This window comes from Xanthomonas campestris pv. campestris str. ATCC 33913 (assembly GCF_000007145.1).
GTDB classification, from domain to species: Bacteria; Pseudomonadota; Gammaproteobacteria; order Xanthomonadales; family Xanthomonadaceae; genus Xanthomonas; species Xanthomonas campestris.
Window position 1 is genome coordinate 253,724 of record NC_003902.1, and the last position, 17,514, is coordinate 271,237.

Genomic DNA, 17,514 nt, shown 5'->3' on the forward strand with positions numbered 1-17,514 from the left:
GATTTCGCAAAAGCAGACGCGGACTCCTGATTTTACGAATCCCCAATGCCCAATCTCCAATCCCAAACCTGCAAGGACGCATGGATGTCGACGGACGAGTTCCGCGAGCCACCCAGCCTGTACCTGCCGCGGGCGAACGGCGATGTGTGGCGCGAGGGCGACGTGCTGGTGTGTACGGCGGGCGCCAATCTGCCGCCACGATGCGTCAAGTGCAACGCGCCGGCCGACATGCCGCCGCGCCGCTACATCTTTCATTGGCACCATCCGGTGATCTATGCGGCGCTGCTGCTGGGCGTGCTGCCGTACGTGATCCTGGCCATCGCGCTACGCAAGCGCAGCGCGCACGTGCTCACCCTGTGCGCGCAACACGAGCGCCGCCGCGTGCGTTATGTCGCGGTGGCGATGGCATCGGTGTTGGCATTGCTGGTGTGCGGGCTCTCGATCGATAGCCAGTTCCGGTGGCTGATCGGTGCCGGCGTGATGGCGGTGATGCTGTTGATCGGCCGCCTGGGGTCGCGCGTGTTGTCGCCGACGCAGGTCGACCACGTGCAGGCACGGTATCTGGGTGCCTGCGATGCATTCCTGAGCGATCTGCCGCCACTGCCGCAGGCAAAGCGCCAGCGTTGATGCAACGTGGCGCAGCCGTGGCGTGCGCGGCTGCAAGGCCGAACAATTGCATCGATTACACGAGGCGATCATCCGGCGTGATCGGGCCGGATGGTGGGGTTTCATGGGCCACCACGATCGGGCCGCGGATGGATTGCTGCGGCATGATCTCCAGCACCGGTTCGCCGCGCGCGGCGCGCAGTGCGTTGGCGTAGCAGTGCTGCGCGGAGAGCAGGTCACCGGCCGCCGCAAACCCGTGGCCCAGTTCTTCCCAGGCATCGGCACCGGCGCCATTGGCCAGTGCGCGGTGCAGGAATTCTTCGGCCTGCGACCATTGTTGCTGATGGCGCGACAGGCGGGCCAGGGTGAGCAGCAGTCCGGGGCTGTCCGGATGCTGGGTCAGCCAGCGCTGGGCACTGGCACGCCGCGAATCGTATTTTTCCAGCGGCAACACGCCGTACAGGCGCACCAGCGATTCGTCCCACTGCGTATCCAGCGCCTGTTCCAGGCTGTGCACCGCAGCATCGTCCCAGTGCAGCACGGCTGCGCGTTGGGCATAGGCGCCAACGACGGCCGGGTAGGTGCGCAGCGCTTTCGGCAAGGCTTCCCAGCGTTCGGCCAGGGCGTTGGCATCGCCGGCCTGCAGCAAGGTCTGCTCGGCCAATGTGGCCTCCAGTGCACTGTAGGCCTCCGGCGCCAACACCGCCTGCTGACGCAGGGCGCCGAGTTGGCCATAGGCCTCGTCGGCGCGTCCGATCTGCGCCAGTGCATGCGTGCGTAACAGCAGGCCGCGGGCCGGCAGCGGCTGGGCGGCGGCGCTGTCGAGCGCATTGATCGCATCCACCGGGCGCTGCTGCGCCAGATGCCGCTCGCCCTGCAGCAGTGCGTGTGCGGTGGGGTCGCGCTCGGCCAGCTGCTGCGCCAGCGCCGTGGCCGAGGCCACGTCACCGCGCGCATCGGCCACGCGCACGGCGCTGGCCAAGGCAATGCCGCTGACTTCTTCGTCCTCGCTGGCGTTGACCAGCAGGCGCTCGGCACGCTGCCACTGGCCGTGATCGGCAGCGCGCAGGCCTTCGATCAGGCGCGCACGGCCCTTCTTGCGGCGGTACTTGCCCCACACCCGGAACGGCAGGCTGATCAGCGTCCACAACAGCCAGAGCACCAGCAGCGCGATGACCAGGATCAGCACCGCCTGCGGCATGGCGGCGCGGTAATCGTTGCCGCCCACGCTGACCACCACATTGCCCAGGTCGTAGCTGTTCTGGTGCGACAGCCATTGCGCGCCCAGCACGCCCAGCGCCACGGCAACCAGCAGGATCAAGACGGTACGCAGCACTTTCATTGTGTGGATCTCCCTTCACGCATGGCCTGCAGTTGCAGCAGGGTGGTGCCCAGTTCCGGCAGGCGCGGACGCAGTGGCGCTTGTTGCAGTTCGCGCAGGCGCGTGCGTGCCTGGCGGCGTTGCGGCGAGTCTGGCCACAGCCGCGTGGTCCAGGTGTCCACGCGCCGTAAGGCGTGCGCGAACCCTTGCGCATCACCGCGCTCGGCTGCTGCACGCGCCAGGCTGACTTCGATCTGCAGCGCATCGCACGCGGCTGTGCGCTCGCCGCCGGTGATCAAGGCATCGCCACGGCTCGGACGGATTTCCACCAGGGGCGAGAGGGCCTTCTGCCACCAGGGCAGTGCGGCCTCGCTGTCCTGCGCGCTCTGCTCGGGCAGGCGCTGCAGGTCCGTTGCCAGGCGATCCAGCCCTTCACCAACCTGCGCCTGCGGGCCGGGACCCAGGCGATCAAGGGCGTCGCGCTCCTGCACCAGCGCCTGGCGCAGATTGAGATAGCCCGGGTCGTCGATGCCGTTGAGCGCGCCATTGGCCAGGGCGTAAGCGCGTCGTGCGCCATCGGCATCGCCGGCGATGCTCAGCCGCTGCTGGCCAAGCCGCAGCAGCAATTCCACCTCGTCCAGCCGCAGCGCCTGGGCGCCATGCCGGTTGGGATCGGCCAACTTCTGCACAGTGTCTTCGAGCAATGCGCTGCGCTGGCTCAGCCCAAGCATTTCATCGCGCAGCACGCGGTTGGTGGCGGCGGCATCCTGCAGGCGTTCGTTGGCCAGGCGCTGGTCGCGGCGCAGGGTGTCGAGCAGTTGCTGGGTCCCGTCCCAGCGTTGCTGCTGCGCCTGGGCGGCCTGGATCTGGGTGTCCTGGTAGCTCTGCCATGCGCGCCACCCGAGAAACAGCGCCACGCCCACGGCCACGATCGCCACGACGAGCAGCAGCCAGGCCAGGGGGAAACGTCGCGCAGGAGCGGGCATGTCGGTCATTCGGGCATCCTCGGGCGGTCACGACAGGCGCAGGCGCCGCAGTCATCCGCCACAGCATGGCGTGTGGCCACAGACACCTGCAAGCTGTGCTTGAGTCCGCAGTTCAGCAAGGTGGCGGCGGCGTCATGATCGCAGCGGCGGCGGCCGCCAACTGCGCAGGCAGTGGGCCTTCGGAGCGATGGACCTGCACGAAGCCCGCAGCGCGCGCAGCCTCCAGCATGCGGTCGCTGGAGGCGACCACCGGGCGGGTCTTCAATGCAGTGGCCAATGACGGCGGCAGCTGCTGCACGATCAACGTCAGCGCTTCACTGCTGCTCAAGGCCATCACGCTGCGTGGCAGCGCGCTCTCCAGCGCATGCAGCGTCGACGCACGCAGCCGGAGCGCAACACGCTGATACACATCTGCGCGCAGGATCTGCGCACCGCGCTGCTCCAGCGCCGGCGACAGCGTGCCGCGGCCGCCGGGCGCGGTGATCAGGCCCACGGCGTGTAGCGGGGCATCGAACACCGGCAGTGCCAGCAGGCCTTCGCTGTCCATGCGCGCCGGGCGCACCACCGCGTCGATCCCGCAGGCCTGCAGCGCCCGCGCCGTGCCTTCGCCCACGCTTGCCCACTGGGCCGGTCCAGGCCGCTGCAAGGGCAGCAGCCGGTGCGCCGCGTGCACGGCGGCCGGGCTGGTGAACACGACAATCGGCGCGCCCAGTGCCTGCCGCAGCGCATCGCGTGCCTGCAGCGTGTCGTTGATCTGCAGGCGCCATGGCGACACCGCCAGCAACTGGCCGCCATGCCGGGCCACCGCACGCCGCAGTGGCGCGTGCTCGCCGCTGGGACGCAGCGACAGCAGGGTCCAGGACGTGGCAGTTGTGCGCGTGTGGGTCATCTCGGGATTATGCGAGAGCAGCACGTAGACCGGGTCGGGTCGGCTGCTGTCGATGTCGTCCTTTGCGTATGGAACCAGCGGGCCTTCCGCCGATGCAGTGCGAGTCCGCCGCGCACTCCCAAGTAAGACATCAGTCTCATTTCGTAACTACTTGCAAATACTGTGAATCACGACACGCTTTGGGGCACCAAAAACCCGGAACGGTGCCGTGATCAAGTCCTACTTCATCAACATGCAGCGGTGCGACGACCGATTGCGCGCCATGTCGGCCCGCTTCCAGGCGTTGGGTGTGCCCTTCGAACGCATTGCGGCGGTCGATGGACGCACCCTCACACCCGAGCAAATTGCCGACTTCGCGCGCCAGCGGCCGCTGGAAGGTTCCGGCGATGCCTTCAGCACCGGCCCGCGTACGTGGACCGCGTCCAATATCGGCTGTTTCCTGAGCCATCAGGCAGCGTGGCGCATTGCGGCCAACTCCGACGACGCCTACACCGCGGTGTTCGAAGACGACATGCATCTGTCCGACGCGTTGCCGGCTTTATTGCGCACGACCGATTGGTTGCCTGGCGGCAGCAGCATCGTGCGGCTGGAACCCTCCTACAACCGCATCAAGCTCGAAGGCAAGGTCACCGCCGTGGCGGGCCGCCAGTTGCGGCGGGTGCGTCCGTCGACGTACCAGCATTGCTGGCCGGTCTGCGCCGGCGCGCTGATCATCAGCCGCGATGCGGCACGGCTGCTGCTGGCTGCAGAAGCGCGCTGGCACACGATGGCCGACATCTTTATGTTTGGCTGGAACGAGTCACCGGTGGCGCAGCAATTGTCGACTTACCAGCTTTCGCCGGCGGCCTGCATCCAGGACAAGTTCTTCCACACGGCGCCCGAACAGATCGTGTTCACCAGCACCATCGATGCACCGCTGACACAGGCACAGAAGCAGCGCAGCGCGCAATGGAAGGCCAAGGCGACCGCATTGCTCCGTGTAGCGCAAGGCTATCGGAAGGTCACCTTCGTACCCTGAGTGCGGTACTGCATGAGAGCAGTTTTACCATGCGGTACCGCATGTCATTTAGGTGCACAAGACGCTCGCAGGACATTGCGGCATGATGCCAACCCTTCGCCGTCTTGCAGCCTTTGCCGATGACCCTTCCGTGCACGCTCGCATCCGCCCTGCACTCGTTGCAGCAGCAGTTCGTCGCCATGCCACCGGTGCTGTCGATGGGCATTGCCGTGGACGGGCTGCATGACGGGGCCTTGCGACTGCGCGCGCCGCTGCAGGCCAACGTCAACGACAAGGCCAACGCCTTCGGCGGCAGTCTGGCCTCGCTGATGATACTGGCCGGGTGGGGATGGTTGACCTTGCAGCTGCAGTTGGCCGGGCACGATGCCGATGTGTACGTGGCCGACAGCCAGCTGCGCTATGTCGCACCGGTGTACGAAGAGCTGGTGGCAGACGCGGCGCCATCGGCGGCCGGCAACTGGGAGGTGTTTCTGGCCACCTTCCGCCAGCGCGGCAAGGCACGCATCGACATGCGCGCGCAGGTGGCGTTGGAGTCGGGTGCGGCGGCGGCGACGCTGAGCGGGCGGTTCGTGGCCTTTCCAAAACGGTAGGATGCGGGCCTGGTCCTTGGGGAAGGCGCATGCGTGCAGTGATGGGAATGGTGGTCCTGCTGGGGTTGGCCTTGGTCAGCGGCCTGGCCACCGCCGGCAGCCGGGCGCAGGCGCGTGCGCTGGAAACCACTCAGGCCGCCTACACGGCGGCGGTGCGCTGGAGCGATTTCGATGCCGCGCAGGGCTTCATCGAGCCGACCTATGCGCAGGCCCACCCGCTCAGCGAGCTGGAACGTTCGCGCTACGAGCAGGTGCAGATTTCCGGCTACCGCGAACTGCGCGTTGGCGAGACCGACACCGGCGATCTGCGCCGGGAGGTCGAGCTGCGGGTGATCAACCGCAATACCCAGGCCGAGCGGCTGGTCCGCAGCATCGAGGTGTGGCACTGGGATGCCGAGCGCAAACGCTGGTGGCTGACCACCGGCCTGCCGGACCTGTGGCAGGGCCAATAGCCTTCCGCCTGTCCACCCAGCGTGGCAGTGGCCGTCGCGTACGCCAGCTGTGCGACAATTCCCGCCCGCTTCATCGACCGTGATCTCAGTGAATTTCGAAGAGCTGCAGGCCTTTGTGGGCCGCAACCCCATGCTGTCGCTGGCCCTGGTGGGCCTGACCATCGCCATCATCGTCACCGAGATCGCGCGCCTGTTCCGCGGCTATCGCGCGCTCAAGCCGGCCGAGCTGACCCGCCTGATCAACAGCGAAAATGCGCTGGTGATTGATCTGTCGCCCACTGCCGATTTCGAAAAAGGCCACATCGCCGGCAGCCGCAACGTGGCGCTGGCCAAGTTCGACCCAGCCGGCAAGTTGCTCGCCAATGCCAAGTCCTCGCCGGTGGTGGTGGTCTGCCGCAGCGGCAACGCCTCTGCCGGCGCTGCCAAGACGCTGAAGAAGGCCGGCTTCGAGCAGGTCTACTGGCTGGAGGGTGGCATTGCCGCCTGGCAGATGGCCGAGCTGCCGCTGGTCAAGGGCCGCGCCTGATCTGCCTTGTGAGGCGCCGCGCAAGCCCCCATTGCTTGCGTGAGATACTGCGTTTTCACGTCTGCATCACTCAACGTTGCATCCATCGAACTGTTTTCTGGAGTTAGGAATGTCCGACGAAATCCTCAACGGCGCCGCTGCGCCGGCCGACGCCGCTGCTGGCCCCGCTTTCACCATCGAAAAGATTTACGTCAAGGACGTTTCTTTCGAATCGCCGAACGCCCCGGCCGTCTTCAATGACGCCAACCAGCCCGAGCTGCAGTTGAACCTCAACCAGAAGGTGCAGCGCCTCAACGACAACGCGTTCGAAGTCGTGCTGGCTGTGACCCTGACCTGCACCGCCGGTGGCAAGACCGCCTACGTGGCCGAAGTGCAGCAGGCTGGCGTGTTCGGCCTGGTCGGCCTGGAGCCGCAGGCGATCGACGTGCTGCTCGGCACCCAGTGCCCGAACATCCTGTTCCCATACGTGCGCACCCTGGTCAGCGATCTGATTCAGGCCGGCGGCTTCCCGCCGTTCTACCTGCAGCCGATCAACTTCGAAGCGCTGTACGCCGAAACCCTGCGCCAGCGTTCGCAGGGCGAAACCTCGCTGGCCGATTCCGAGCCGGCCGGCAACGCGTAAGCGTTGTTGCGCACCGGATGAGCGATCCGACACAGAAAATCGCCGTTCTCGGCGCCGGTTCCTGGGGCACGGCCCTGGCGGCGCTGGTTGCCCGGCACGGTCACCCGACCGTGCTCTGGGGCCGCGATGCGGCGATGGTGGATGCCATCGACCGCACCCACGAGAACCCTCGCTATCTGCCAGGCATTGCCCTGCCGGACAGCCTGCGCGCGACCACCGACCTGCAGCAGACCATCGCCGGCGCCAGCTGGATCCTGGTGGTGGTGCCGTCGCACGCGTTTACCGAAACAATCAAGCTGCTCGCGCCGCTGCGCCCAGCTGGCGCGGGCATCGCCTGGGCCACCAAGGGCTTCGAGCCGGGATCCGGGCGCTTCCTGCATGAAGTGGCGCGCGACATCCTTGGCCCCAGCGTGCCGCTGGCCGTGGTGACCGGGCCCTCGTTCGCCAAGGAAGTCACCCTGGGCCTGCCGACCGCGATCACCGTGCACGGCGATGACGCCGCGTTTGCGCAGGTGGTGGCCGATGCCATGCACGGGCCCACTTTCCGCGCTTACACCGGCGATGACATGGTCGGTGCCGAACTGGGCGGCGCCATGAAGAATGTGCTGGCGGTTGCCACCGGCGTGGCCGATGGCATGCAGCTGGGCCTCAACGCCCGTGCCGGCCTGATCACGCGCGGCTTGAACGAGATGCTGCGCCTGGCCGCGGTCATCGGCGCACGGCCGGAAACATTGATGGGCCTGGCTGGCCTGGGCGATCTGGTGCTGACCTGCACCGGCGATCTGTCACGCAATCGGCGGCTGGGTCTGGCGCTGGGACGCGGGCAGAGCTTGAGCGATGCCATCCGTGAGATCGGCCAGGTGGTTGAATCGGTGCAGACCGCCGACGAGGTCATGCGTCAGGCAGAGCAGCATGGCATCGAGCTGCCGATCTCCAACGCAGTGCGTGCAGTCCTGCATGGCGAGATCACCCCGGAAGCGGGATTGAAGGAATTGCTGGCACGCGAGCGCAAGCCCGAGTATCCGCAGACCTTGTTTACCTGAGCCCTGCGTGCGTTGCGTACGTGATCCAAGACAACAAAAAAGCCCGGCATTGCCGGGCTTTTTGTTGGTGCGGCGCGTTTCATGCTGCCGCTGCAGTGCAAACGAGGCCAGGCTGCTACCAGCGCTGACTGTGCAATCGTGTGCTGAGCAGTCTCGGGTTCTACATGCTCTTAGGGCCGTACGCCGGATTGGCGACGCGTGTCCATCGCAGAATCTCCGTGCTGCGCATTGCGCGCCAAGATTAGGGAGGCGTATCAGCAACACCGTGCTTTCGACCAGTGCGCCAGGGTGACGCGGCAGAAGCTGTCGTGTGCACACGTGTCAGCTTCGGCGCTGGGAAGCCGAGTCTGCGAAACGCGCCGGCTTGCACAGGCGCATGCATGCGCATGCAACTCCGACCGCACAAAAGAAAGAAGCCCGGTCGGGGGACCGGGCTTCCGATGCAGCGCGGGAGAGAGTCGCGCTGCAGTCAAACGTGCGGCTTACCAGCTGAAGCGCGGGCCGACCGACCATTCCTTGTTGCCGTCGCCATCCATACGGATGTCGCCGTTGATGCCCCAGTTCTGGTTCAACTTCACCTGGGCGCCAAGGCGGCCGTAGAAGTTGTCGCCGAGGTCGACGCCACGCTTCTTGGAGAAGTCTTCGTAGCCAGCCAGGGCATAGACTTCGAAGTGCTCACCGAAGGCGTTACGCAGACCGGCTTCAACGCTGTAGCCATCGAAGCTAATGTTCGGGGTGTCCAGGTCCAGCTTGCGGTAGGCAACGCGGGCAACGAAATCGGTGCTCGTTGCGATCTCGTGGTTGTAGCCCACACCGACGCCCCACTGCTGGAAGTCGGAGTTCGAGCTCTCGAACACACTGTCGTTGTCGTCAGCGTTCTGCTTGCTGTAATCGCCGAACACATGGAAGTTCGGAGCGAAGGCATAGGACGCCTTCACGCCCCAACCATCTGCATCGCGACCTTCGGTCGGGGTGCGCACGTAGTCGCCTTCGACGAAGTTGTAGGAGAGGTTTTCGGCAGCGGAGGCCGCAAACGGCAGGGCAGCGAGAAGGCCGAGGGCCAGCAGAGAAGTCTTCATGGTCGAGATACCTGTACTTATGGTTTGGGCCGGCGCTGAGGCGAATGCCGTTCGCTGCCGAGATGTAAATTCTCCGTTATTCGATGGAACGCGACATGAATTTGGAACTGACCGGTTGATGAATCATCGCGCCAAGTTCAGCTGCGCTTTCTTGTGGCTGTCAGCGTATGCGAGTAGCGCACGTGCAAAGCGTGACGCAGCGTTACGTGCATCCTAGCGATGTGATGATGGCGTGTAGGTTTCGCACAAAAACACTGCAAATCCTGCATCGCGCTGTTGCAAGCGAGCACATCGCCGATACGCGCGCACTGGGAGCATAGGTGTCCCCAGAAGAAGCGGAGCAGCATCGTGGCGAAGAAGAAGACGGTGGCGCGGTTCATGGCCGAAACGCTGGAAAGTGCCGGGGTGGAGCGAATCTGGGGGGTGACCGGCGATAGTCTCAACGGGCTGACCGACGCATTGCGCGAGATGCATAGCATCGAATGGATGCATGTGCGCCACGAAGAGGTGGCGGCATTCGCGGCCGGCGCAGAGGCCGCGGTGACCGGCAAGCTGGCGGTGTGCGCCGGCAGTTGCGGGCCGGGCAATCTGCATTTGATCAATGGGCTGTTCGATTGCCACCGCAGCCGGCAGCCGGTGCTTGCCATCGCCGCGCATATCCCCTCGTCCGAGATCGGCTTGAGCTATTTCCAGGAGACGCATCCGCAGGAGCTGTTCCGCGAATGCAGCCACTTCGTCGAGCTGGTGACCAACCCGGCGCAGTTGCCGGAGGTGCTGCACCGTGCGATGCGCACAGCGATCCTGCAGCAAGGCGTGGCCGTGGTGGTGATTCCCGGCGACATCGCGCTGATGGAGGTCGACAAACACCTCTCTGCCGCGTGGCCCGTGCTACGTGCACCGCGGCTGCTGCCGGCGGCCGAGGACGTGCAGCAACTGGCGGAGATCCTGCAGCAGAGCAAGGCGGTGACGTTGCTCTGCGGCAGCGGCTGTGCCGGGGCGCACGATGCGGTGGTGGCGCTGGCCGACACGCTGGGCGCGCCGATCGTGCATGCGCTGCGCGGCAAGGAGCATGTGGAGTGGAGCAACCCGTTCGATGTCGGCATGACCGGCTTGATCGGCTTCAGCTCCGGCTATCACGCCATGCTCAATTGCGACACCTTGATCATGCTGGGTACGGACTTCCCGTATCGCCAGTTCTATCCGAAGGACGCCACCATTGTGCAGGTGGACCGTGACCCGGCTGCACTTGGGCGTCGCACGCCCTTGCAGCTGGGCATTGCCGCCGATGTGGGCGAAACCATCGCTGCGCTGTTGCCGCAGCTGGAGCGGCGCGAGGAGCGCGGCTTTCTGGACAAGTCGCTTGCGCACTACCGCAAGGCGCGCGAGGGGCTGGACGAATTGGCGGTGCCGGCGGACGAAGGCGAGCCCCTGCATCCGCAATTCGTCACCCGCCTGATCAGCCAGATTGCCGACGAAGATGCGGTGTTCACTTGCGACGTGGGCACGCCGACGGTGTGGGCCGCGCGTTATCTGCGCATGAACGGACAGCGCCGCCTGCTGGGCTCCTTCAACCACGGCTCGATGGCCAATGCGATGCCGCAGGCGCTGGGTGTGCAGGCGGCCTGCCCGGGGCGACAGGTGATTTCGCTCTCCGGCGATGGCGGGTTTGCGATGTTGATGGGCGACTTCATCTCGCTGGCGCAATTGAACCTGCCGGTGAAGGTGGTGGTGTTCAACAACGCATCGCTGGGATTTGTGGCGATGGAAATGAAGGCGGCCGGGTATCTGGATACCGGTACCGAGCTGCGCAATCCGGATTTCGCTGCGATGAGCAATGCGATGGGCATCCTGGGGCTGCGCGTGGAGACCTCCTCGCAGCTGGAGCGGGCACTGCGCCAGGCGTTCGCGCATTCGGGCCCGGCCTTGGTCGACGTGCGCATTGCCACGCAGGAGCTGGTGGTGCCACCGGCGATCAAGCTGGAACAGGCCAAGGGCATGGGCTTGTATCTGCTCAAGGCGGTGATGAGCGGGCGGGGCGATGAGGTGCTGGCGCTGGCCAAGACCAACCTGCGCTGACACCGCGCTGCGCGCACACTGCACGTCTCCTCTCGGATCGCACCCATGCCCCGTTCGTTGTTGCGGCAACTGTTGCTGATCTGGATCGTGATCGTGGCCGCCTGCATCGACGTGGCCAGCATGCTCTATGGGCTGTATCAGCAGACCGAAGGCGTGCGCCTGGACCAGGCACGCCAGCAACTGCAGGCGCAGTGCGGGCGCATCGTGCAGCGCTACACCGGTGCCAGCGAGGCCGCCCGCGCGGGCGATAACGGCGCGGGGCTGGCCGCGGTGGTGGTGCGCTGGTGGCCGCTTCGCTGATCGAAGGCTGGGGCGTGTTTCCAGTGCAGATGCTCGATGGCCTGGGCGCCGGCTTGCAGAGCGTGGCGGTCCCCGCATTGGTCGCGCGGCTGCTGCATGGCACCGGCCGGGTCAACGTGGGCCAGGGCGCGGTGATGACCGTGCAAGGGATCGGTGCTGCATTGAGCCCGGCATTGGGCGGCTGGCTCAGCGCCGCCTTCGGCTACCGCACCGCGTTTCTGGTGCTGGGCGCTATCGCGCTGCTCGCGGTTGCGCTCTGGGCGAGCTGCCACACGGTGCTCAAACAGGCAGTGGCTGCCGGCGCGGCGAGGTGATGCGCCTGGCTACTGCCCGCCTGTGAAGTTCCATTGTCGCCACGCCTCGAACACCATCACCGCCACGGTGTTGGACAGATTGAGGCTGCGATTGTCCGGGCGCATCGGCAGGCGAAGCCGGTGCTGCGGCGGGATGGACTCCAGCACCTCTGCCGGCAGGCCGCGTGTTTCGGGGCCAAACAGAAAGGCATCGCCATCGGCAAACTGCGGTGTGTCATAGCGCACGGTGCTGCGGGTACTCAGCGCAAACACGCGCTTGGGTGCGAGCGTGGCCAGCGCAGTGGGCAGGTCCGGATGCACCTGCAGACGCGCGTATTCGTGATAGTCCAGGCCGGCGCGCTTGAGCTGCTTGTCGCTGAGGTCAAAGCCCAGGGGCTCGATCAGGTGCAGGCGCGCGCCGGTATTGGCGCACAAGCGGATCACATTGCCCGTGTTGGGCGGAATTTCGGGTTGGAACAGGATGACATCGAGGACGGGGGCTGACATGCGCGCAGTGTAGCTGCGCCGCGCATGGGCCGGCCGGTAATGACCGGCCGGCAGTTACTGGCCCAGGGTGGCGCTGACCAGTGCTTCCAGCTCGACCGGGGTGGGCTGCAGCTGCGGCACCGGCAGGTTGACGATGACCTGGCCGACCAGCGCACCCAGTGCAGCAGCGGCGTGGCCGGTGGCAGCCTGCGCGGTGGCGGCAGCGGTATGCACCAGCAGGTCGGCGCGCTGTTCGGCGGTCGGACGCACCTGCACGGTGGCCAGGGTCACGATGCGCGGGCCGGCCTGTTCGGCGGCCAGGGCAGCCAGTTGCTCGGTCGAAGGGCGCACCTGCACTGCGTTCAAGGTGCGGATGCCGCTGCTGCGCTCCAGCGTCTGCTGGGCGATCTGGTCGACGGCCGGGCGGACCTGCACGGTGTCCAGCGTGGTGAGGGAAGCGGCATGCGCGTTGGCAAAGGAGGCGCCGGCAATCAGGGCGGCGGCGAGGGCGATGCGCAGGGTCTTGGTGGTCATGGCGAGGTCTCTTGGTGTGGGTGATCAGTGGTGTGGTAGTAAGGTAGTACACCGTTTCGGTAGCTGCAAGAACTTTCGGTGCTGTTTTTATTTTGTTCAGCGTGCAGTCATATTTTCTGGCAGCGCACGGGGCGTTGGATGGCTGCGATAACCAGAGCAATCGCCGTGCCATCTTTAAGTCGTTGTTTTTGAAGGCGGCGGTGCCGCATGGGGCTGTCCGCATCCGGACAACCGGACACCGCCTCGGTCGGGCGGACGCGCCGGACCAAGGCCTGGGCGGGAGCGCAGCGCACACCGGGGGCCGCCGGTCGCCTCTCGGTAGCGCGCCTTATTGCCAATTCAGGCAGCTACGGCACAATCCGGCTTTGCCCTCAGGTGTCTGTCTTATGCGCGTGATCCTGCTGTCTGTTCTGGTTGCCGCCACCACCGCGGCCTGCACCTGGGTTCCCATCGAACAGAGCGGCAAAGGCGTGCAGGTCCTGCCCGCAGGCCCTGTGCCAGCTGGCTGTCAGCAGCAGGGCGAAGTGGTGGTGACGGTCAAGAGCAAGGTCGGTTTCTACAATCGCAACCCGTTGCGGGTGCAGGAAGAACTGGAAACCCTTGCGCGTAACGAGGCGCCCGGCGCCAATGCCAACACCGTGCAGGCGCAAGGCCAGCCGCTTGATGGCAGCCAGCGTTTCAACGCGTTCCGGTGCCCGCCGCGCTGAACCGTTGGGCTGGGGCGAGCGCGGGGCAAATGTAAAGATGCGGTAAAAGCGGCCAGCAGATAGAATGGCGCCCCCTCGCCTGACGCCATGGCGCTACTTCGATGCTCTTCCAGAATGTCTCCATCGCGGGACTGGCGCATATTGATGCGCCGCACACGCTGACTTCCAAGGAAATCAACGAGCGCCTGCAACCGACCTACGACCGTCTTGGGATCAAGACCGACGTATTGGGCGATGTTGCCGGTATCCATGCACGGCGCTTGTGGGACCAGGATGTCCAGGCATCGGACGCCGCCACCCAGGCTGCCCGCAAGGCCCTGATCGATGCCAACATCGGCATCGAGAAGATCGGCTTGCTGATCAATACCTCGGTGAGCCGTGATTACCTGGAGCCGTCCACGGCCTCCATCGTGTCCGGCAACCTGGGTGTCAGCGACCACTGCATGACCTTCGACGTGGCCAACGCCTGTCTTGCCTTCATCAATGGCATGGACATCGCTGCGCGCATGCTCGAACGCGGCGAGATCGACTACGCCCTGGTCGTGGATGGCGAAACCGCTAATCTTGTTTACGAAAAAACCCTCGAGCGCATGACCTCGCCGGACGTCACCGAAGAAGAGTTCCGCAACGAACTCGCTGCATTGACGCTGGGCTGCGGTGCGGCCGCGATGGTGATGGCACGTTCGGAGCTGGTCCCCGACGCGCCGCGCTACAAGGGCGGCGTGACGCGCTCGGCCACCGAGTGGAACAAGCTGTGCCGGGGCAACCTGGACCGCATGGTCACCGACACCCGCCTGCTGCTGATCGAAGGCATCAAGCTGGCGCAGAAAACCTTCGTGGCCGCCAAGCAGGTGCTGGGCTGGGCCGTGGAGGAGCTGGACCAGTTCGTCATCCACCAGGTCAGCCGCCCGCACACTGCGGCGTTCGTGAAGTCCTTCGGCATCGACCCGGCCAAGGTCATGACCATCTTCGGTGAGCACGGCAACATCGGCCCGGCCTCGGTGCCGATCGTGTTGAGCAAGCTCAAGGAGCTGGGCCGGTTGAAGAAGGGCGATCGCATCGCGCTGCTCGGCATCGGTTCGGGCCTGAACTGCTCGATGGCCGAAGTGGTTTGGTGATCCGTCGCTGATGACGTGTTAAGAAAATTGGATTTTTAGAACACGTTCCATCATCATGTTCGTTCTAAGAACATGAGTGAGGCAGGCATGGAAAGCGTGTCGAAGTTCATCGCTGAGCTCCCCTACAACGATCTCCCGCTGCTTCCACCAGCGGGAGATATCGAGACGCGGAGCCTGCTCAAGGCTTGCATCAATGCGCGAACTGCGTTGGCGGAGCTAAAACAGGCAACAGCGTTGCTGCCAAATCCTACGGTGCTGATCAATACAATTCCGATGCTTGAGGCTCAGGCCAGTTCTGAGATCGAGAACATCGTGACGACGACGGACGAACTTTTCCGATACGCCGAAGATCAGGGCAAGGCACAAAAGCCTGCTACCAAGGAAGCGTTGCGTTACCGCAGTGCGCTCTACGAAGGATTTCAGTCGCTAAAGCAGCGGCCTTTGTGTACAGACACCTCAGTTGTCGTCTGCAGCCGTATCAAGGCGGTGCAAATGCAGATCCGTCGCGTGCCCGGAACTGCTCTGGCCAACGACCAAACTCAGCAGATCATCTACACACCGCCGGTTGGCGAAACGCTGCTGCGCGACAAACTGGCCAACTGGGAACGCTTCATCCATGAAAACACCGACATCGATCCATTGATTCGCATGGCTGTCGCGCACTATCAATTCGAAGCGATCCACCCGTTCACGGATGGCAATGGCCGCACCGGGCGGGTACTGAACTTGCTGATGCTCATCGAGCAGGGCTTGCTTGATCTGCCAGTGCTCTATCTGTCCCGTTACATCATCCGCAACCGCAGCGACTACTATCGCCTGCTACTGGATGTGACGCGGCATGGGCATTGGGCCGAATGGATTCACTACATGCTGGCTGCCGTTGCCGAAACCGCTGCATGGACGACAGCGAAGATCCAGGCGATTCGAGGACTGGAGGCGCAGGCCCGCGACCACATTCGTGACCACGCTCCCAAGGCATATAGCCGGGAGTTGGTGGACGTGATTTTCAACCAGCCTTACTGCCGTATTCAGAATGTCGTCGACATGGTGGGGGTCACGCGCCAGACCGCCGCACGGCATCTCAAAGAGCTTGCGGATATTGGTGTGCTGCACGACCAGCGCCAGGGCAAGGAGAAGCTATTTCTACACCCGGCGTTTCTGCGCTTGCTGACAAATGACGACAACCAGTTACCCGCCTACCGCGTGCCTGCGCGGAACGTGGAACCGAACACATGACCAACAAATACGATCATCTCGACCGTCAAACCTTGATCGGTCTACTGCAGCGGCGCGATGCCGAGCGGCAGCTGGGTTTGGTATGGGAGCGCGACGAGATCGAGGCCGACCAGGCACTCAACGACGATTTTGTCGCGTTGTCATTGGACGCTGGTTTAAGCCATGGTGAGGCACCGTGGGACAACCTGATCATCGAAGGCGACAACTACGACGCGCTGCGTGCGCTGCGGATGACTCACAAAGGCGCGATCCGCTGCATTTATATCGACCCGCCTTACAACACCGGTAATAAGGACTTCGTCTACAACGACCGTTTCGTCGACAAGACTCACCGGTTCCGTCATTCGCTGTGGCTGGAGTTCATGTATCGGCGCCTGCAGCTGGCTAAAGAGTTGTTGGCTGATGATGGAGTTATTTTTGTCAGTATTGATGACAATGAGGTGTTTCGACTTGGAATGTTGATGGACCGTGTATTTGGAGAGAATAATTTTATTGCCAATGTTATTTGGCAAAAAGTCTTTTCCCCAAAAGGGACAGCACAACATTTCTCTGACGATCACGAGTATGTGATTATTTACGGGCGTGACAAAAATAAATGGCGACCTAACTTGCTTGCAAGAACGGCTGCTCAAGATCGCGCCTATAAAAATCCTGATGATGATCCCCGCGGCCTTTGGACTTCGGGAGATCTTTCAGCTAGAAATTACTATTCCAAGGGAGTCTATTCGATTGTCGGCCCAACTGGCCGAGTCATCGCAGGCCCGCCTGCAGGAACGTATTGGCGTTTCTCCGAAGAAAGATTTAAAGAGCTGGATGCGGACAATCGTATTTGGTGGGGCAAAAGTGGCGATAATATGCCTCGACTCAAGCGGTTTCTAGCAGATGTCCAGCAAGGCACGGTTCCACAAACACTTTGGACTTACGGCGAAGTCGGTCACACGCAAGATGCAAAGAAGCAGCTACTTGAAGTCCTCAATTTTAATTCTACAAATGATGTTTTCTCTACCCCTAAGCCCATCCAATTGATGGAGCGAATACTAAGCATCGCCAGCAAGCCGGGTGACACTGTCCTTGATTTCTTTGCAGGCTCGGGAACGTTTGCTCAGGCAGTTGCCAAACTAAATGCTGAAGATGGCGGCAATCGTAAGTTCATCCTGGTCAGCAGCACCGAAGCCACCGAGGATACGCCTGACAAGAACCTCTGCCGCGATGTTTGCGCCGAGCGCGTGCGTCGTGTGTTGGGTGGCTACACCAATGCCAAGGGGCAACCGGTTGAGGGCCTGGGTGGCGGCTTCGCCTACTTGCGTACCCGTCGTATTCCGAAGCATCGGTTGGCGCTCAAGCTGGACCACGCGGAGGTTTGGCATGCGCTGCAGCTATTGCATCAGCGGCCGTTGTCGTTCTGGCCTGGCGGCGGTTTTGCCAGTGATGGCGAACTGGCCTATCTGGCGGATTTCCAGGCCGCACATGTAGAACAGTTACGTGAGTGGCTGCGGACCCGCACATCGGCAGTCGCTGCCGTCTATACCTGGTCGACGGAACGGCTGAACGGATTGCTGGGAGAGCCAGCGGCCGACTTGTCTTTGTTGCCCTTGCCGCACCACCTGCGCGAACGCTTCGGACGTTGATATG

18 protein-coding genes and 2 pseudogenes are annotated in these 17,514 nt (G+C 63.9%); 14 read left to right on the plus strand and 6 right to left on the minus strand.

Annotated features, from left to right (window positions below; translation table 11 throughout):
• The first annotated feature begins 84 nt into the window (after positions 1–84).
• Positions 85–627, plus strand: coding sequence for a hypothetical protein (locus XCC_RS01035; protein WP_012437009.1), 543 nt, complete (start codon positions 85–87; stop codon positions 625–627).
• A 55-nt stretch (positions 628–682) separates the two neighbouring features.
• Here the strand turns inward: XCC_RS01035 and XCC_RS01040 are convergent, their stop codons facing one another.
• From XCC_RS01040 to XCC_RS01050, 3 genes are all read right to left on the minus strand, one after another.
• Positions 683–1,948 carry a heme biosynthesis protein HemY gene (locus tag XCC_RS01040; RefSeq protein WP_011035452.1) on the minus strand — a complete coding sequence of 422 codons (1,266 nt, stop codon included), beginning with the start codon at positions 1,946–1,948 and terminating at the stop codon, positions 683–685.
• Entirely contained in the window at positions 1,945–2,922 is a 978-nt protein-coding gene (locus tag XCC_RS01045; RefSeq protein WP_011035453.1) for a uroporphyrinogen-III C-methyltransferase, read from the minus strand. The genes XCC_RS01040 and XCC_RS01045 overlap by 4 nt, the downstream gene beginning before the upstream one ends.
• A 103-nt stretch (positions 2,923–3,025) precedes the next feature.
• The gene (locus tag XCC_RS01050) at positions 3,026–3,802 is read right to left on the minus strand and encodes a uroporphyrinogen-III synthase (RefSeq protein WP_040940352.1); all 777 of its coding nucleotides are present in this window, start codon (positions 3,800–3,802) and stop codon (positions 3,026–3,028) included.
• Positions 3,803–4,010: 208 nt separating this feature from the next.
• Here XCC_RS01050 and XCC_RS01055 point away from each other — a divergent pair, with 208 nt between their 5' ends.
• From XCC_RS01055 to XCC_RS01080, 6 genes are all read left to right on the plus strand, one after another.
• A complete protein-coding gene (locus XCC_RS01055; protein ID WP_011035455.1) occupies positions 4,011–4,820 on the plus strand; it encodes a glycosyltransferase family 25 protein in 810 nt (269 codons plus the stop codon).
• A 119-nt stretch (positions 4,821–4,939) separates the two neighbouring features.
• A complete protein-coding gene (locus tag XCC_RS01060) occupies positions 4,940–5,410 on the plus strand; it encodes a YiiD C-terminal domain-containing protein (protein WP_043877691.1) in 471 nt (156 codons plus the stop codon).
• Positions 5,411–5,439: 29 nt separating this feature from the next.
• On the plus strand, positions 5,440–5,862 hold the full coding sequence (locus XCC_RS01065) for a hypothetical protein (protein ID WP_011035457.1): 423 nt from the start codon (positions 5,440–5,442) through the stop codon (positions 5,860–5,862).
• An 88-nt stretch (positions 5,863–5,950) separates the two neighbouring features.
• Positions 5,951–6,388, plus strand: coding sequence for a rhodanese-like domain-containing protein (locus XCC_RS01070; RefSeq protein WP_012437015.1), 438 nt, complete (start codon positions 5,951–5,953; stop codon positions 6,386–6,388).
• 109 nt (positions 6,389–6,497) lie between these two features.
• Complete coding sequence (gene secB, locus XCC_RS01075) at positions 6,498–7,010, plus strand: protein-export chaperone SecB (RefSeq protein WP_011035459.1); 513 nt, start codon at positions 6,498–6,500, stop codon at positions 7,008–7,010.
• A 17-nt stretch (positions 7,011–7,027) separates the two neighbouring features.
• The gene (locus XCC_RS01080) at positions 7,028–8,053 is read left to right on the plus strand and encodes an NAD(P)H-dependent glycerol-3-phosphate dehydrogenase (protein WP_011035460.1); all 1,026 of its coding nucleotides are present in this window, start codon (positions 7,028–7,030) and stop codon (positions 8,051–8,053) included.
• A 482-nt stretch (positions 8,054–8,535) separates the two neighbouring features.
• Here XCC_RS01080 and XCC_RS01085 read toward each other — a convergent pair whose 3' ends face one another.
• Entirely contained in the window at positions 8,536–9,132 is a 597-nt protein-coding gene (locus XCC_RS01085) for an OmpO family porin (protein WP_011035461.1), read from the minus strand.
• A gap of 366 nt (positions 9,133–9,498) precedes the next feature.
• On the opposite strand from XCC_RS01085, the gene poxB reads away from it, so the two are divergent.
• The 3 genes and pseudogenes from poxB to XCC_RS01100 all read left to right on the plus strand — a co-directional run.
• Positions 9,499–11,208 carry a ubiquinone-dependent pyruvate dehydrogenase gene (gene poxB, locus XCC_RS01090; RefSeq protein ID WP_029217034.1) on the plus strand — a complete coding sequence of 570 codons (1,710 nt, stop codon included), beginning with the start codon at positions 9,499–9,501 and terminating at the stop codon, positions 11,206–11,208.
• A gap of 45 nt (positions 11,209–11,253) precedes the next feature.
• Positions 11,254–11,490, plus strand: a pseudogene (locus XCC_RS01095) (hypothetical protein); the annotation flags it as partial.
• A pseudogene (locus XCC_RS01100) lies at positions 11,487–11,822 on the plus strand (MFS transporter); the annotation flags it as partial. The pseudogenes XCC_RS01095 and XCC_RS01100, both read left to right, overlap by 4 nt.
• Before the next feature lie 9 nt (positions 11,823–11,831).
• Here XCC_RS01100 and XCC_RS01105 read toward each other — a convergent pair.
• Entirely contained in the window at positions 11,832–12,308 is a 477-nt protein-coding gene (locus tag XCC_RS01105; protein WP_011035465.1) for a tRNA (cytidine(34)-2'-O)-methyltransferase, read from the minus strand.
• Positions 12,309–12,362: 54 nt separating this feature from the next.
• Entirely contained in the window at positions 12,363–12,821 is a 459-nt protein-coding gene (locus XCC_RS01110) for a hypothetical protein (RefSeq protein ID WP_011035466.1), read from the minus strand.
• A gap of 386 nt (positions 12,822–13,207) precedes the next feature.
• Here XCC_RS01110 and XCC_RS01115 point away from each other — a divergent pair, with 386 nt between their 5' ends.
• The 4 genes from XCC_RS01115 to XCC_RS01130 all read left to right on the plus strand — a co-directional run bounded on the left by XCC_RS01115 (position 13,208) and on the right by XCC_RS01130 (position 17,510).
• Positions 13,208–13,528, plus strand: coding sequence for a DUF4156 domain-containing protein (locus XCC_RS01115; protein WP_014509441.1), 321 nt, complete (start codon positions 13,208–13,210; stop codon positions 13,526–13,528).
• A gap of 101 nt (positions 13,529–13,629) precedes the next feature.
• Positions 13,630–14,646: a 3-oxoacyl-ACP synthase III gene (locus XCC_RS01120; RefSeq protein WP_011035468.1), complete on the plus strand. Its 1,017-nt coding sequence runs from the start codon at positions 13,630–13,632 to the stop codon at positions 14,644–14,646.
• Positions 14,647–14,718: 72 nt separating this feature from the next.
• Entirely contained in the window at positions 14,719–15,882 is a 1,164-nt protein-coding gene (fic, locus tag XCC_RS01125; protein ID WP_011035469.1) for a protein adenylyltransferase Fic, read from the plus strand.
• Positions 15,879–17,510: a site-specific DNA-methyltransferase gene (locus tag XCC_RS01130; RefSeq protein ID WP_011035470.1), complete on the plus strand. Its 1,632-nt coding sequence runs from the start codon at positions 15,879–15,881 to the stop codon at positions 17,508–17,510. Before fic ends, XCC_RS01130 begins: the two co-directional genes overlap by 4 nt.
• The last annotated feature ends 4 nt before the right edge of the window (positions 17,511–17,514 follow it).

Bases quoted from the DNA above. Each gene is read 5' to 3' on its own strand.
- XCC_RS01045 (WP_011035453.1), bottom strand. From the start codon at position 2,922: ATGACCGACATGCCCGCTCCTGCGCGACGTTTCCCCCTGGCCTGGCTG.
- XCC_RS01130 (WP_011035470.1), top strand. From the start codon at position 15,879: ATGACCAACAAATACGATCATCTCGACCGTCAAACCTTGATCGGTCTA.
- fic (WP_011035469.1), top strand. From the start codon at position 14,719: ATGAGTGAGGCAGGCATGGAAAGCGTGTCGAAGTTCATCGCTGAGCTC.
- XCC_RS01110 (WP_011035466.1), bottom strand. From the start codon at position 12,821: ATGACCACCAAGACCCTGCGCATCGCCCTCGCCGCCGCCCTGATTGCC.
- XCC_RS01040 (WP_011035452.1), bottom strand. From the start codon at position 1,948: ATGAAAGTGCTGCGTACCGTCTTGATCCTGCTGGTTGCCGTGGCGCTG.
- XCC_RS01080 (WP_011035460.1), top strand. From the start codon at position 7,028: ATGAGCGATCCGACACAGAAAATCGCCGTTCTCGGCGCCGGTTCCTGG.
- XCC_RS01115 (WP_014509441.1), top strand. From the start codon at position 13,208: ATGCGCGTGATCCTGCTGTCTGTTCTGGTTGCCGCCACCACCGCGGCC.
- XCC_RS01120 (WP_011035468.1), top strand. From the start codon at position 13,630: ATGCTCTTCCAGAATGTCTCCATCGCGGGACTGGCGCATATTGATGCG.
- XCC_RS01060 (WP_043877691.1), top strand. From the start codon at position 4,940: ATGACCCTTCCGTGCACGCTCGCATCCGCCCTGCACTCGTTGCAGCAG.
- XCC_RS01105 (WP_011035465.1), bottom strand. From the start codon at position 12,308: ATGTCAGCCCCCGTCCTCGATGTCATCCTGTTCCAACCCGAAATTCCG.
- XCC_RS01035 (WP_012437009.1), top strand. From the start codon at position 85: ATGTCGACGGACGAGTTCCGCGAGCCACCCAGCCTGTACCTGCCGCGG.
- XCC_RS01065 (WP_011035457.1), top strand. From the start codon at position 5,440: ATGCGTGCAGTGATGGGAATGGTGGTCCTGCTGGGGTTGGCCTTGGTC.
- XCC_RS01085 (WP_011035461.1), bottom strand. From the start codon at position 9,132: ATGAAGACTTCTCTGCTGGCCCTCGGCCTTCTCGCTGCCCTGCCGTTT.
- secB (WP_011035459.1), top strand. From the start codon at position 6,498: ATGTCCGACGAAATCCTCAACGGCGCCGCTGCGCCGGCCGACGCCGCT.
- XCC_RS01050 (WP_040940352.1), bottom strand. From the start codon at position 3,802: ATGACCCACACGCGCACAACTGCCACGTCCTGGACCCTGCTGTCGCTG.